The following is a 14,952-nucleotide window of genomic DNA, read 5'->3' as shown; positions in this document are numbered from 1 at the left end:
TATGCCGACATATAAATATAGAGGATGGGACATCAATCGAAAGATTGTGAAAGGCACCATACTTGGTCCTGACCCTGTGACTGTAAATGAAAGAATACGAAATCTGAATGTTACACCGATCAGTATTGAGGAAAAAGAAGAACAGCGAGATCTTTTCACACCCAAAAAGAGATTCCGGGACCAGGAACTGGTGAATTTCTGCGGTCACATGGCCCTTATGATCAGGTCAGGAGTGAACATCATGCTGAGCCTTGAAATATTAGAGCAGCAGTCCACTAACAAGGAAATCAAAAAGGTTTACGGTAAAATTCTGGAAACTGTGAGAAAAGGAGAATCCCTTTCCACATCCATGGAAGCCACAGAAGATTTTCCTCAGCTTGTCGTTGACATGGTGAAAGTTGGAGAGTCCACCGGGGAGCTGGATAACATTCTATTGAACATGGAAGAATACTATCAGAGAGAAATCGCCATCAGAAACAAGGTGAAGACAGCTACTGTGTATCCGAAAATCCTAGTGGGTGCTACAGTGGCTACAATCCTGTTCTTCGTGTATTTTGTGGTCCCGTCCTTTGCGGACCTCTTCTCGGATATGGAAAGCCTTCCAATGCCCACAAAAATCCTTCTAGCCATGACGAATTTTTTCCAGAGCAATACGCTTCTACTTTTGGGCGTTACTCTTGTCGTTGCTATCCTTTTGATCATACTTTGGAGAAATCAGAGATTCGTTCTCTTCAAAGATAACCTGATATTACACCTCCCTGTTGCTGGGATTTTCAGCAAGCAGGTAATCATTTCCCGAATGGCAAGAAGTCTTGGTGTGTTTCTTAAATCCGGGGTGCCTGTACTGGAAGCTTTGGATTCTACAAAGAATATTCTTAGAAATCGTCACCTGGAGAAAGGTTTTGACAAAGCCATCAAAAGAATCATCAATGGGCAGACCATGTCGGATGCTTTTCAGGAAGAACAGCTTTTCGATCCCATGGTATATGGACTCATGAGAGTAGGACAGGAGACAGGGCAGCTGGATGAGATGCTTTATAAGTTGGCTGCAATTTATGACAGAGAGGTGGAATTCTCTCTGAATAAACTTGTGGCGAAGATCGAGCCTATGATGATTATCATCATAGGAGGAGTGGTCGGATTCATCGTCATTGCGATCGCTGTGCCAATATTGAACATGTCACAAGGTATCGGATAGAGGGGAGCATGGAATGAAAGAGCTAATTGTATATTTTTCGCAGAATAGAATAGATGCTTATTATCTGGAGAAAACAGGTAAAACTCTGACTGTTCTGGACTATCATCGTTACAAGGATGATGAAAGTTTCACGCAGTTTCTGAATAAGCGAAAGATCAGACAAGGGAAAGCAGTCATTGAGGATCGCGAGACTGTAGTCAAGAGTGTCACAGCTCCTCTGCTATTTAGTGAAGATGTGGAGAACTTTGTGACAAATAACATTAATGAATATTTTGTGCTGGATCCCAATGACTATGAAGTGGATTACCGCATTACATCCATCGACAGAAAGCTGAAAGAGCTTCATCTCATGCTTACAGCATCGAAGAAGGAGACGCTGGACGAGGTAAGAACGCTCTTTTCCAGAAACAGAATAAGACTTACAGCACTTTCTGCCATGCCGGGCCTTCTCATGAATATTGTTCAGAAAGAAAATAAGAATAGTACAGCCATTATAAGGGTTGTGGCGAATTCAGCATGGATTCATATTGAAAGACAAAACAATGTCTTTCTTCACACGGCAATTAACTATGAAGATGCAGAAGGGAAACCGACTGAAGATACACTGGAAAACATAGGGTATTATCTGAACTTCTATTCCAGACAGTACTTCGGCGAAACCATTGATCAGGTCATTATTCAGGCGGAAAAAAGGTTTGAAGAAGGGCTCAAGATATCTTTGGAGTCCATTTATGATGGGGATATTGGCACACTGAAACTACCTCTGTTTTCTGCAAAGGAAAGTGGGTTGTCCGGAACTGTGGAGCCGGAAGAAGCGTGGCTTCAAGGGTTCTATCCGGAAAGTAAGCTGACCTATAATAAAGAAATCAATTACGCAACGAAGCGTGACCAGTACATTAAATCCAATCGGAGAAATAGTGCAATCAGGCTGACTGCTGCTTTACTTCTGGTAACCCTTCTAATCCAAGGCGGGTTTATCGTTCTGGAGAACTATATGAAATCCTTCTATAACACAGAACTGGTTCAGGTACCTGAAGATCGGATTTCAGAAGTTAATGAGATCTTGAAGGAAGCCACGGCGAATGAAAAGGAACTGAGAAAGAAAGCGGAAATACTTCGTGGCATTTCTAGTGAAAATATAGATTATACGGGGTATCTCTCTGCATTTAGGGACAGACTGCCTAGAGAAGCAAGTATTGATTCCATCAGCATTCACAAGACTGGTATTGATGTAAGCTTCTATTTCGCAAAAGAGGACAGCCGAACAATGGATGCGGCAAGGACTGTGCTGGCGATCAATAGTACAGGTTTATTTGAACCAGTTAGAATGAGCGGTCTAAGTATGGATAACTCCCAGGAATATCTTCAGGTCAGTCTTCTCTATAAACAGGAAGAATCCATTTCAACGCAAGAAGCCGACGGGGGAAGTGAAGGTGGCACGGATGGATTATAAAAGGAAAGGACAACGTTACAGCAAGGGAGGCTATTATTTTGGAAAGATTAAAGAATGAGACATTTCAGATAAAGCTTCTTATAGTGCTGATATTTATTCTAATAAATATTGCTCTGATATTTTTTATCGGCATTCCGAGAATCCGAAGTGTGGATGATGTGGCCATGGAGCATAATGAAAAGCTCTTGAGGGTGGAACTCATGCTTGCCAATGAAAGAGTCATTGATGAAAAAGAAGCGGAAATCAAAAATCTTAGAATGGAAGTGGAAGGCTTTGAGGATATGGTTCCAGACTACATAGACTATCCGCAGGTGATCCATGATTTCAACATCTATTCCCTGGAAAATGAAGTAGCGCCTCAATATCTTTCCTTCAGTGATGCTGTAGTGTATGAGGAGGAAGTAATGGAGAAACCCGAGGAAGAGCATATGGAAGAAAACCTACTCTCTACACTTACTCTGAATTTTTCAGCTTCTGGAACCAGTGAAAAAATCATACGATTTCTACAGAATCTGGATGATATTTCATCATTGGCTTTGGCTGTTGAAAATGTGACATTATATCATAACGAGGAAAATCAGCTTAACGTAGACATCACTTTCAGACAATATGTAAGAGGACTTGAAGCTTCTGGAAAACCTTATGAAGAGTACAGTTTTTATTTAGACAGTATAGGGTTTGAAAATCTGTCTTCCCTCTTTACAAGCTCAGATGCTGGACAGATATCAGAAGTCGATCAGGAGCCGCCTTCTGATGCGTATCAGGATATCAATAATCCATAGTATACAGCAAAAGTTTCGACTGCAAGCATAAGAGAATGCAATATGCATGGAGAAGCTTTCTTGAGGATGGAGGGCTCCTTTAGAGAATGTACGATTTGGTTGTAATCTTAGTGACATGGAAAGTGGTTTTCAGAAAATTGGGAGTGCATGTTAAAAATTAGTTCTATATCGTTTGTACATAGTTGAATGTATAGAAATATTAAATTATAATTATATAATAAACAGCATTAATATTTTAGTAAAATAAAAATGTTTCATTGTTATGTTTTTCATGACAAGAGTGAATTTACATGGAGGGCAGAATGGAAAAATCAGATTTTCATGCCAGTTTCACCTATAAGAACTTAATGGATTCTTCAAGCGCGTTGATTCATTATGTTGATTTAGATGGGAATCTCTTATATACAAACCAAGCTTGGAGAGATACTCTGGGGTATACACCTGTGCAAGTTAAGACCAGGAGTATATTTTCTGTTCTCAGCAGCAAATCTCATAAGACATACCACAGAATATTAAACATGGCCAGAAATGGAACTGAACCTGGGCATCATGAACTGATTTTTAAACTCAGCAGCGGTAAGGAAACTGAACTGTCAGGATTGATATCACTTATGAAAGATGACCAGGGAGAAGTGATCGGGGCAACCGGATTTCTGAAACTCTCAGCATACATAGATGAACCTTTTGGTATGACGATTCCAAGACGCAGTAAGGAGCATAGAGTAGACTCCATCGTGAAGGATAAGGGGAATACTTATGGCGGGGATATGCTGTTGGGTCTCGAAGACCTTAACAGCCCTATGAATCGATTTCTGGATTCCATTTATGATCTGGTATTCTTTAAGGATCTGGATGGCTATTATCGAGGATGTAACAACAATTTTGCAGACCTTCTGAATCTTCCGAAAAACAAGATCATAGGATATTCAGATTACGATCTGTATCCGGATCACATTGCGGATCTCTTCAGGGAAAAGGATGCTCAGATTCTGAAAGATATGACACCTAGAAAAAATGAGGAATGGGTGACACTTTCTGATGGAAGCAGGAGTTTTCTGGAAACACTGAAGACGCCTTACCGGGGGCCAGACAATGAACTCATTGGTTTTCTTGGCATCAGCCGTGACATCACTGAAAGAAAGATTGCTGAAGACAAAGTGGCAGAAAATGAGATGTGGTTGAACATCTATTTCACCCAATCCGGCAATGCTAAATTTTTTCTGATGCTCGAAAATCCGATTTCATGGAAAGAAGTTCCGGTGGAGAATCAGAACCAGGTGATGAAAGAAATCTGCAGAAATCTGAAGATAAACCGGATCAATCCAGCTCTTCTTGACCTTTATGGAATTACAGAAGAAGAAATCAGAAATGAGGAGGTACCCGCAGGCTTTCTGTGTGACCCTGAGGAAGGGATCGAAGATCTGCGAACACTCCTGGAACAGAGTAATTTCAGCATAGTTTTCGAGAAGACGAGAAAAGACGGGAAAGATATCGTCATCGAAGGAGACTATATGTGTCTATATGATGATCAGGAGCGGCTCATCGGTATTTTCGGAAATCACCGGGATATAACTAAAGAAGTTCTAGCAGAAAAGGAAACAAGAGAGAGAGAGCTGTATCTTAGAACTGTTCTTGAAACCACAAGAGATGGATACTACGCTTTGGATGAAGACCTGAAAATCATAGACGTGAATGAAGCCTATTGCGGTATGTGCGGCTATAAAAAAGAAGAGCTCATTGGTATGAGCATCATGCAGCATACCATTATGGAAGATGAGAAGAGTGCAAGAGAACGAGCGCAGAGAATCTATAAAAATGGTTCTGAACTGTTTGAGTCCAGGCACAGGAAAAAAGATGGAACGATCTTCGATGTGGAAGTATCTGTATCTACTATAAAGGGGAAAGAAAGAACCCTAATTTATTTCATTAGAGACATCACGGAAAGAAAGCAACTGGAAAGTTATTTTCTTATTGAAAAAGATCTTTTCAAAAACACGATTCATTCTGCAGCAGATGCGGTGATTTCAACGGATTCCTATGGACGGGTCGTCATCATGAACAACATGGCTGAAACCATTACTGGATGGAGTCAGGAAGAAGCGAAGGGGAGACCTCTGGAGGATGTGATTCACATACATGACAGTCATGGAAATCATTTCAGTAACATAGCTCGTGAGAGTATGAAAAGCAGAAATAAGGTGGAACTCGTGGAAGATTACAGGCTTCTTACCAAAGGCAAAGGTGAAGTATTCATCGAATTAAGTGCAGCTCCAATCACTGGCAGTGAAAATGAAATCATCGGAGCAGTTGTCCTGTTTAAAGATATCACAAGAAGACGTGAAGAAATGAAGAACATTGAAGATCTCAGCTACAAAGATGCACTGACGGGTCTTTTCAATAGAAGATATCTCAATGAAGCAGTAAAAAGCATCAATGAAAATCTTAGTTTGCCTCTGACGGTGATGGTTGTGGATGTCAATGGATTGAAGCTCACAAATGATGCTTTCGGACATGCCACAGGAGACAAGCTGCTGAAAGAAGTAGCGACTATTATTAGAGAAGTCACCAGACAGGAAGATGTGATCTGCAGAACAGGGGGAGATGAGTTTATTCTCCTATTACCCAACAGTGACAGAGCTCAGGCAAAAGCCCTGAAAGACAGAGTTGTATCCCTTGCGTCCAGAACCAAAGTGGATTCACTGACGGTATCTCTTGCCATTGGCTACTCTGTCATGAGAAGAGCCGATGAAGATTTCGATGATGTATTCACGGAAGCCGATAATAACATGTATCGGAATAAACTGAGATATGGACAGACCATCAAGAGAAAAGCAATTGATAAGCTGCTGAACAAACTGAACAGAAAGAATCACGATATGTATCAGCACAACAAGGAAGTCGCACAGTATGCCGAAAAAATAGGACTGTCTATAGGTCTCAATGAGAATGAAATTGAAGATCTCAGACAGGCAGCCAGACTTCATGATATTGGTAAGGTCATGGTGCCTAAAGACATTCTTCAGAAAGCGGGCAAACTGAGTGAAAAGGAAACCAATCAAATTAGAAAGCATTCAGAAATCGGTTACCAGCTGCTGAAAGAAGTGGATGATTACAAACATCTGGCAGAAACAGTTCTAAGCCATCATGAGTGGTACAATGGAGCAGGTTATCCAAGAAGACTGAGAGGGGAAGAAATCCCACTGCTTTCAAGAATCATTGCAGTGGCAGATGCTTATGAGACCATGACCGGAGTCAGGGGCTACAGAACTTCCATCTCTAGGGATGAAGCTGTTACTGAGCTTTTATCCTGTGCAGGTACACAGTTTGATCCGGACATCGTTGAAGTATTTGTGAATCAGGTGTTAGGTTGAATATGAAAACAGATGCGGAAGTGGGACATGATAAATAAAGAAAGAATTCCAGAAGACAGAAACAAAACCAAATTCAAGGGATTTACACTGGTGGAGGTGCTCATCACTGTAGCCATCACAGCGATCATTATGGGCGTCATCGCTACACTGTTCTATAGTGGGGCAACAACCTACAGCAGCGGCTCAAGGAAAGCATTCGTACAGAATGATACAAGGCTCGGTATGGAGATGCTCCAGAATGAAGTCCGATACGCTATAAAGCTGAATATTAGGCCAAGCGGGTTTGATCCTAAGTCAGATGCTCCAGAAACTGATTTAAGCTATATATCCTATGAAGAAATTGAAAATGACATCGGTAAAATCGTGATCTACAGGAATACTGGAGATGGTTTTGACACCATGACATTGCCGGGTGAATACAGTGGGGACTCCTTCTTCAGAATGGCTTCCAACGACACTGAAAATGGAAAGATCATCCTGGAACTGCATCTGAAAGGCCTATATGAAGGTAGTGAGTCTTCGCTGACCACCAGCATCAATCTCCTTAATATGTCTGCCTCAGGAACCGGAATCAATCACGAAGAGGATACACCTCTAGATAAATCCCGTGTAATTGAATATTTGAAATAATCGTGAATAGAGTCCGATGTTCATCATCTGACTCTATTTTTGTAGTATGCTTAGTATAGCAATCATCCGATTTAATCAGACTCAGATGAAATCTGAAAGGAGAGAGAAAGTATGAATGAAAAGACACCATCCACTCCGATCAAAATTCTGGTGGCCGGAACCTATGCGGTCATGATCATCATGAATGCCCTGGCCAATATTCTACCCATCAACGGGAAAGGCACGGGTGAGATTTCCGACTCCTATCCCAATCTGTTTGCTCCTTCTGGATTCACCTTCAGCATATGGGGCGTGATCTACTTACTTCTGGCCTTATATGTGCTCTACCAGCTGGGTGTGCTGAAAAGCGGTACAAGGGATGGAAACAGAAATCTTCTGACCCGGATCGGTATCGTGTTCTCCATTTCTTCCGTTGCCAATGCATTGTGGATTCTCACCTGGCACTATGATCAGATTCTTCTATCCACGGTTCTGATGCTTGTGATCCTTGTTTCCCTCATAGGAATCAACTTCATGACGAAAAATGCAGTACTCAGCGGAAGAGAAAGACTCTTCATCCGGCTGCCCTTCAGTGTCTATTTCGGTTGGATCACCGTTGCCACCATCGCAAATGTGACGACGCTTCTCGTGGACATAGGATGGAACGGATTCGGCATATCCGAATCCATCTGGACCATTCTGATCCTCGCCGTCGGTGCCACCATCGGCATCCTGACCATGTTCTCCTTCAGAGACATGGCCTATGGTCTGGTCTTCATATGGGCCTACAGCGGTATTCTCTACAAACATATCAGTCCTGACGGATTTGACAGTCAGTACATTTTCGTCATCATTGCAGCGTCCATCTCCATCTTCCTCTTTGTCATGGCGGAAGGATATCTGTTCTTTTCGAAGAAGAAGAGATCTTAAGAACGGGGATTTAAGAACCTGTTGAAATAAAATCATAAGTGAAACACCGCCATCTTTTCGTCATCGGCAGATGAGAAAAGGTGGCGTTTTAATCTGAACCGGATTCAACAACCTGTCCTTAATGTCATATTCGCAAAATATGCGAGAATGGTTGACATAACGATAAAATAATCACAATGTAAACGAAATCTGTTTAGAAATTGTGATTTATAGTAATTAGGTACTCATCTTCGCTATACGAAGAAAATCTGTCACCTTACCTGAAAATTCATTGTGAATCAGTCAAGAAAAACAGCTTTTCATTGAAATGATATTGTTTACATCCAGTGGCTGGAAGCGCTGATGGCGTTGAACATCCCGCCTAATAAGGTATAATTAGGTCATTAGAAACAGTAAAAAGGGGTGCTTTGTGTGATACAGGATATCAGAATTGAATTAAGAGAAGACAAAAGAGAGAAACCACAGGATATGAGCAAGGTGAAATTCGGAAAGACTTTCTCTGACCATATGTTCCTTATGAACTATGACAGCCAGAAGGGATGGCACGATGCGAGAATCGTTCCACATGGACCCATTCCAATGGACCCAGGAGCCATGGTCTTCCATTATGCTCAGGAAATCTTTGAAGGCATGAAAGCCTACAGGACGGAAAGCGGAGCGATCCAGTTTTTCAGACCTTTTGAAAACATCAGAAGAATGGCCAGGTCCGGTGAAAGAGTGAGCATGCCAGCAATGGATGAGGATATGTTCATGGAAGCGCTGAAGAAACTGGTGGAAGTGGACAAGGAATGGGTACCTAGTGAAGAAGGGACTTCCCTCTACATCAGACCGTTCATGATTGCAACAGATGTAGGTCTTGGTGTGCATGCTTCAGACAGCTACCTGTTCTGCATACTGACCTGTCCAGTAGGAAGCTACTATCCAGAAGGCATCAATCCCATCAAGATACTCATCGAGGATCAGGATGTCAGAGCAGTACGTGGGGGTACTGGTTATGCGAAATGTGGCGGAAACTATGCTGCATCCATCAGAGCTTCTGTCAGAGCCGGAAAGAAAGGCTTCTCACAGGTTCTGTGGCTGGATGGCGTGGAAAGAAAATACGTGGAAGAAGTCGGTGCCATGAACATCATGTTCAAAATCGACGGAAAGATCTATACGCCAGAACTGAACGGATCCGTTCTTCCTGGTGTGACAAGAAAGTCCAGCATCGAACTTTTGAAGGACTGGGGATATGAAGTCATCGAAAAGCTCATCAGTGTTGATGAACTTGTGGAAGCTGCCAAAGCAGGGAAACTGGAAGAAGTCTGGGGCACAGGAACAGCAGCGGTGGTGACACCTGTAGGCTGGCTGACCTATAAGGATGAAACCTTCGAAGTGGAAGGTGGAAAGATCGGAGAAGTCACCCAGAAGCTCTATGATGGCCTGACAGGCATTCAGTGGGGCAAGGTCGAAGACACTCGTGACTGGATCGTTACAATCTAAATTTTTATGCAAGCAAAAAGCTTCATGTTCTCTTTTATGAGAAGCATGAAGCTTTTCTTCTGATGGAGCTCTGAGCTTTGCGGGTTCAGAACCTGATTTTTCATTGATCCCAGTCTTCTTGTGTCAGTTGGAAGTGTAATAATAGAACTAAATAATTGCTGATGCCTTGAGGGCCGGATTCATGACCAGATTCGGTTCACCGTTATACATGGAGATGAATCCCTCATAAAGGAGTTCCATGTTCTCGACGCTGTAGAGATCATCCGGTGAGATCAGTTCAGGTTCCTTATCAATGTCGTAGATCTTGCTGTTGATGAGGATCTCCGATATGAACTGGGAACAGAAGTAGTGGTGTTTTCTCTTCAGTGGAATACCGAGCTTTGCACCCACAAGACCGATGAGGTTGTAGTGGTATTTGTCGGCTTCGTTCTGGAATTTCGCCAGTTCCTCTTTCAGAGAATAGTACTGAAGCTCTGTGACCTTTACCTTATAGATGAGGCATCTGGACTCCGTGAATTTCTGGTAGACGCCACCTTTGAGGTTTTCTTCCACAAAGCCGCCTGAAAAAGGATTGTCCGGATTTCTTCTACCGAAGGAATACATTCTGGTGAAGCTGTCATCAAAGCTGATGGATGCATGAACATATTTCATGTCCGAAAAAGTGGCAATGACACGGGACAGCCAGGTCCCGGTTTTCGTGAAAACAAGATAAATATAATATGATTCCATTTCTGTCTCTTCCTCTCATTAAGTCCTTGTACATTCCTATTTTACGGGGTAATTCTTATGAAATTATGAGTATTTCCTGATATATTAATCTGGTAAAAGAAGTACATCTTATTATAGTCTGCTTTCCCTGAATTTGAAACATCTATTTTCTTTTTCTTTTCTGGAAGAGATAGAGATGCTTTTCATCAGAGACGAAGCGTGCATCCCGCAGAAATCAGGATAAATGAGAGAAAATCAGCGAAAATGTTCCGTTTTCAATTTCAATTCGTGGTATGATAAAAGAAAAGCTAGAAAACTTGGAGGCCAATAGATGGTAGAAGAAAAACGGTTTGCAATCCTCATCGATGCAGATAATGTTTCAGCAAAATACATCAAGTACATATTCGACGAAGTATCCAATTACGGAGTAGCCACCTACAAGAGAATCTATGGAGACTGGACATCACCAGGGTCCGCATCCTGGAAGGATATTCTTCTGGCCAATTCCGTCACCCCGGTGCAGCAGTACAGCTATACCGTAGGGAAGAATGCCACGGATTCTGCCATGATCATCGATGCCATGGATATTCTCTATACAGGATATGTGGAAGGATTCTGCATTGTATCCAGTGACAGTGACTTCACAAAGCTTGCCTCCCGATTGAGAGAGTCAGGCATGCTTGTGGTGGGCATGGGCGAAAAGAAGACCCCGAAGCCCTTCATCGCCGCCTGCAACCAGTTCAAGTATCTTGACGTGCTGCTGGCCTCAGATGAAAAGAGCAAACGGGAAGAAGAGGAGAAGGCTTCAGCCATCGAAAGAGAGAAGAAAGAAAATCAGTTGCAGCCTGGCACCAATGGAAAGAAACCTTCTTCTAAGACGGAGAAGTCCGATGACCAGAAGAGCATGACGGATATTGAAGTCATCAAAGCCACTGTGCTGAAAATGATGAATGAGGTGGAAGCCCAGAGCATGAATATGGGTGAAATCGGAAACCGTCTTGTAAAAAGATATCCGGACTTTGATGTGCGTAACTATGGAGACACCAAGCTTTCCAAGTTCCTGAAGAAATTCGATTTTCTCGAATTCAACACCAAGGGGAAAGACGGCACGTCCATGTGGGTTTCACTGAAGGGTGAAGGCAAAGAAGCTCCAGAAGAGGAGCCAGCCCCACAGCAGGCAAAACGCCGAAGCTATCGGAGAAAACCGAAGAAAATGAAGTAGACCAGATCGGAATCCCGGAGACGTTGTTTCCGGGATCTTTCACGAATATCAGAAAAGCGGGAAAAAACGCATCAATTTTCAAGAAACATGAAAAAAAGGCTTTGCCTTGGCGCTGGAATTTGCTATAATGAAGGGGCAGCAAAAACTGCCTATGGGAGGATAACTCAGCTGGGAGAGTGCCACCTCGACAAGGTGGAAGTCGCAGGTTCGAGTCCTGTTCTTCCCACCATAGGATCTGAATGATTTTCATTCAGGTCTTTTTTTATATCGCAAAAAGCGGAAAACGGATATTTATTAATTATGGAAGATAGGGTATGATGAGACCAGAAAACGAATTGGGGGGCTATCTGGTCATGAAATGCAAATACACCATAGAAACACTCATCGGCGAACTGACTGTGCTGGAGAATGACGGCAGAATCACAGATCTTCATTTCGGTAAAGTATCCATACTGGGCATGAAGGAAATGAAGACACCGCTTATCGAAGAAGTGGAAAAGCAGATTAACGAATATTACCAGGGGAAAAGACAGGAGTATGATCTTCCTCTTCGCCTGGAGGGAACCCCCTTCCAGAAGAAAGTGTGGGAAGCCCTGCGTGAGATCCCCAAGGGGGAAACAAGAACCTATGAGGACATCGCCATTGCAGTGGGAAACCCAAAGGCTTCACGTGCCGTTGGTATGGCCAACAACAGAAACCGGATTCCCGTAATCATTCCCTGTCATCGCGTCATCGGAAAGAACGGGAAACTGGTGGGCTATGCGGGCGGACTGGATGTGAAGGCCAGGCTTCTGTCCATGGAGAAGAAACAGGGATAAGCATTGGTGCTGAATCGAAATATGAACAGGAGATAACACAGTTTTCACTATCATTTCACTGAAATGTTAAAAAATGGTCTTTATTTAACGGTATAGTGAAAGTGACAACCAGAATAATTTTTTGATAAAGGAGTGTTATCTTTTGAAAAGACTAGTAGGAACATTTAGAACAGAAGAAGAAGCCATCCTGGCCATCAATGATCTGAAGGAAATGGGACTGGATGCCAATGAAATTTCCGTGGTCACCAACGATCCTTATGAATACAAGATGCTCAAGGACACGATGGATACCAGAGTAGAAGAGAAAGTGATTGTAGGAGATCTGTTTCATGGACCGGGCGTTCATGAATTTGTCGCTTCCCTGACGCACTACGGCATTCCAGAAGAGAATACTGCAATCTACAGAGACAGACTGCACGAAGGAAATATACTGGTGTTCATAGGGGTCAATGATGAAATCAGAAACCATATTGAAAATCCAGGCACCTACAGAGCACCAGACCTTTTCATAAAGGACATCATGACACCAGGAACATTCACCATCACAAAGAGGTTCAAGGAAGACCCTGATAATCCGGGCACTTATGTGGCTTTAGACTATGGATTCAGAAAGACTACCCCAGGTACGTATGAAGATCCCCATGTGGATGAGGAAATCTTGAATCCAGGGTCTATCACAGAAGAGGATGTGATCCATCCGCCACACCACATGGAAAAAGTGGATGAGGACTGAAAGGAATCCGTAGACCGTTCCATTTCTCTGGATGAACGAGAACTGGAAGACTATGCGGACCTGGATAAAGTGAACAGGAATGTTTCTGAGGAGGAAGAGGATCCGCTGGACCCAGGGTTCCACCTTCACTAAAGATTAAATAACCCGAAGAGAGGAGAAATCCTCTCTTTTTCTTCTCCTTCTGGTAATCGATTGCAATTATGTGTATTTTCCAACTTTTTATCTGGAAATTAACATTTACAGAAGAAATTGAGATAAAATAGAAGCATATTGAATTGGATAGGAATCTATGCATTGCGGGGGGAATGAAGATGGAGAGGACACTGATGCTGAAGGAAAGAGGACTGCTGGATACACGCAGCAGAATGATGGAAGAAACAAAAGTCATTGAGGAATTTCTGACGCGCCATGCAGGAAGGAAGAGTCTGCTGGTCATAAGGATTTCTCAGTACAAGGATGAGGTGCGAAATGAGCTGCGTGCGTTCAGTGAGAACACGAAGAGAGAGTTCATACTGCTCAGAGGTGAAGAAATCACGCCTGAGAACCTAAAGAAGCTGACCGAAAAGAAAGACCAGCCTCTGATCATCGGCATCGAAAAGCTGAGCAGTGCCAGAGCCCTAGGCACCATCGAAGAGGCAGCGGTCTACAGAGCCATCATCAATATGGCGGATACAGGGAATGAGGAGTTCGGTCTTCATGAGGAGAGTTCCTTTGTATTTCTTGCGGAGGAAGACTTTCCCAGTCAGGAACTGGCCACAGTGAGCCTCACCTGGGCTTATGAAACGGCTTTTCTGGACTGCAGAGCATTCAGCAGTAAAGTTCTGGATCATATGAAATCCTATAAGGAGAGATTCCTGAGGGTGAAGGAAGAGGTCAGCTGTAATGGAAGAACCTACGGTCACATTCTTCCTGAAAAATACTATGAGATGAATTTCTCCAGGGAAGTGCGGGAGAAGCTAGTGGGATCCAAATATCTTTCCACCATCCACTGGCACAGGTACTCCCATCATCTGAATTCCTCTCAGGTCATGGCGGTGAATTTCTTTTATCCGCTTCTTCGTTACAGGGAACTGGATACACTTCTTGCGCTCATGGGCATTGAGGATGAGATTGTCTATGATCCTGCCCATATTTCCTTCTCGAAAATCTCGGAGATGGAACAGACCGAGGGCAGAAAAACCTGTTTTGATTTCCACATGAAGCTGAAATCCGGGAAAGAGCTCTACGTCATAGCAAAGTATACCCAGGGATGCTATGGACGTGCCCGGGATGAAGAGTATCTTGAAAAATACGAGGAAACCTACAGACCGCTATTGGAGCAGTCGGAAATCATCAGAGAGGAGCATAAAAGCGAGAAGGCATTTCTGGAAAACTACAGCTTCATGAGAAGTCTAGTACATCTTTCACCAGACAGCTATCTCATGGTGCTTTATCCCAGGGAGAACTGGAAGGTCAGAAGCAAAGCGCTCACAGCGGAGGAAGAGATTCTGAGGGAGGAGTTCAAGGAGCATTATCTGCCCGTTGTATGGGAAGAACTGGTGGAGCATCTTATCGAGAAGATGAAGAGCAATGATCTGGCACGTTTCTATGAATCCTGGTTCAAAGACAAGTATTTCAGATATTAGTTGTAAAGTCCTGTCTGAAAG

Annotated in this window: 12 protein-coding genes and 1 tRNA gene; 12 read left to right on the top strand and 1 reads right to left on the bottom strand. The window is 43.0% G+C overall.

Features of this window, described 5'->3' with window-relative positions:
- Position 1 precedes the first annotated feature (1 nt).
- The 7 genes from J3A84_RS13395 (at position 2) to J3A84_RS13365 (ending at position 9,825) form a co-directional block, all read left to right on the top strand.
- Complete coding sequence (locus J3A84_RS13395) at positions 2-1,198, top strand: type II secretion system F family protein (protein ID WP_207600549.1); 1,197 nt, start codon at positions 2-4, stop codon at positions 1,196-1,198.
- A 13-nt stretch (positions 1,199-1,211) separates the two neighbouring features.
- A complete protein-coding gene (locus tag J3A84_RS13390) occupies positions 1,212-2,651 on the top strand; it encodes a hypothetical protein (RefSeq protein ID WP_207600548.1) in 1,440 nt (479 codons plus the stop codon).
- Between the two features lie 38 nt (positions 2,652-2,689).
- Positions 2,690-3,433, top strand: coding sequence for a hypothetical protein (locus tag J3A84_RS13385; RefSeq protein WP_207600547.1), 744 nt, complete (start codon positions 2,690-2,692; stop codon positions 3,431-3,433).
- Between the two features lie 290 nt (positions 3,434-3,723).
- Positions 3,724-6,804, top strand: coding sequence for a sensor domain-containing diguanylate cyclase/phosphohydrolase (locus J3A84_RS13380; RefSeq protein ID WP_342590975.1), 3,081 nt, complete (start codon positions 3,724-3,726; stop codon positions 6,802-6,804).
- 27 nt (positions 6,805-6,831) lie between these two features.
- The gene (locus tag J3A84_RS13375; RefSeq protein WP_207600545.1) at positions 6,832-7,434 is read left to right on the top strand and encodes a PilW family protein; all 603 of its coding nucleotides are present in this window, start codon (positions 6,832-6,834) and stop codon (positions 7,432-7,434) included.
- A 111-nt stretch (positions 7,435-7,545) separates the two neighbouring features.
- A complete protein-coding gene (locus tag J3A84_RS13370; protein WP_207600544.1) occupies positions 7,546-8,343 on the top strand; it encodes a tryptophan-rich sensory protein in 798 nt (265 codons plus the stop codon).
- A gap of 414 nt (positions 8,344-8,757) precedes the next feature.
- Positions 8,758-9,825, top strand: a complete 1,068-nt coding sequence (locus J3A84_RS13365; RefSeq protein ID WP_207600605.1) for a branched-chain amino acid aminotransferase — start codon at positions 8,758-8,760, stop codon at positions 9,823-9,825.
- 147 nt (positions 9,826-9,972) lie between these two features.
- Here the strand turns inward: J3A84_RS13365 and J3A84_RS13360 are convergent, their stop codons facing one another.
- Entirely contained in the window at positions 9,973-10,554 is a 582-nt protein-coding gene (locus J3A84_RS13360; RefSeq protein WP_207600543.1) for a hypothetical protein, read from the bottom strand.
- 310 nt (positions 10,555-10,864) lie between these two features.
- On the opposite strand from J3A84_RS13360, the gene J3A84_RS13355 reads away from it, so the two are divergent.
- The 5 genes from J3A84_RS13355 (at position 10,865) to J3A84_RS13335 (ending at position 14,931) form a co-directional block, all read left to right on the top strand.
- A complete protein-coding gene (locus J3A84_RS13355; protein ID WP_207600542.1) occupies positions 10,865-11,755 on the top strand; it encodes an NYN domain-containing protein in 891 nt (296 codons plus the stop codon).
- Between the two features lie 153 nt (positions 11,756-11,908).
- A tRNA-Val gene (locus J3A84_RS13350) sits at positions 11,909-11,984 on the top strand.
- A gap of 124 nt (positions 11,985-12,108) precedes the next feature.
- Positions 12,109-12,573 (top strand): methylated-DNA--[protein]-cysteine S-methyltransferase, encoded by a 465-nt coding sequence (locus J3A84_RS13345; RefSeq protein WP_207600604.1) that lies wholly within the window; start codon positions 12,109-12,111, stop codon positions 12,571-12,573.
- A 142-nt stretch (positions 12,574-12,715) separates the two neighbouring features.
- Positions 12,716-13,306: a general stress protein gene (locus J3A84_RS13340; RefSeq protein ID WP_207600541.1), complete on the top strand. Its 591-nt coding sequence runs from the start codon at positions 12,716-12,718 to the stop codon at positions 13,304-13,306.
- 311 nt (positions 13,307-13,617) lie between these two features.
- Positions 13,618-14,931, top strand: a complete 1,314-nt coding sequence (locus J3A84_RS13335) for a PGN_0703 family putative restriction endonuclease (protein ID WP_207600540.1) — start codon at positions 13,618-13,620, stop codon at positions 14,929-14,931.
- Positions 14,932-14,952 lie beyond the last annotated feature (21 nt).

Origin of the sequence: Proteiniclasticum aestuarii (assembly GCF_017368455.1) — a bacterium.
GTDB classification, from domain to species: domain Bacteria; phylum Bacillota; class Clostridia; order Clostridiales; family Clostridiaceae; genus Proteiniclasticum; species Proteiniclasticum aestuarii.
The sequence above is the reverse complement of the archived record's forward strand: the minus strand, read 5'-3'. Positions and strand labels throughout refer to the sequence as shown.

Excerpts from the sequence above, each read along its gene's own strand:
- J3A84_RS13395 (WP_207600549.1), top strand. The coding sequence starts at position 2 with ATGCCGACATATAAATATAGAGGATGGGACATCAATCGAAAGATTGTG.
- J3A84_RS13390 (WP_207600548.1), top strand. The coding sequence starts at position 1,212 with ATGAAAGAGCTAATTGTATATTTTTCGCAGAATAGAATAGATGCTTAT.
- J3A84_RS13380 (WP_342590975.1), top strand. The coding sequence starts at position 3,724 with ATGGAGGGCAGAATGGAAAAATCAGATTTTCATGCCAGTTTCACCTAT.
- J3A84_RS13375 (WP_207600545.1), top strand. The coding sequence starts at position 6,832 with ATGATAAATAAAGAAAGAATTCCAGAAGACAGAAACAAAACCAAATTC.
- J3A84_RS13370 (WP_207600544.1), top strand. The coding sequence starts at position 7,546 with ATGAATGAAAAGACACCATCCACTCCGATCAAAATTCTGGTGGCCGGA.
- J3A84_RS13360 (WP_207600543.1), bottom strand. The coding sequence starts at position 10,554 with ATGGAATCATATTATATTTATCTTGTTTTCACGAAAACCGGGACCTGG.
- J3A84_RS13355 (WP_207600542.1), top strand. The coding sequence starts at position 10,865 with ATGGTAGAAGAAAAACGGTTTGCAATCCTCATCGATGCAGATAATGTT.
- J3A84_RS13345 (WP_207600604.1), top strand. The coding sequence starts at position 12,109 with ATGAAATGCAAATACACCATAGAAACACTCATCGGCGAACTGACTGTG.
- J3A84_RS13335 (WP_207600540.1), top strand. The coding sequence starts at position 13,618 with ATGGAGAGGACACTGATGCTGAAGGAAAGAGGACTGCTGGATACACGC.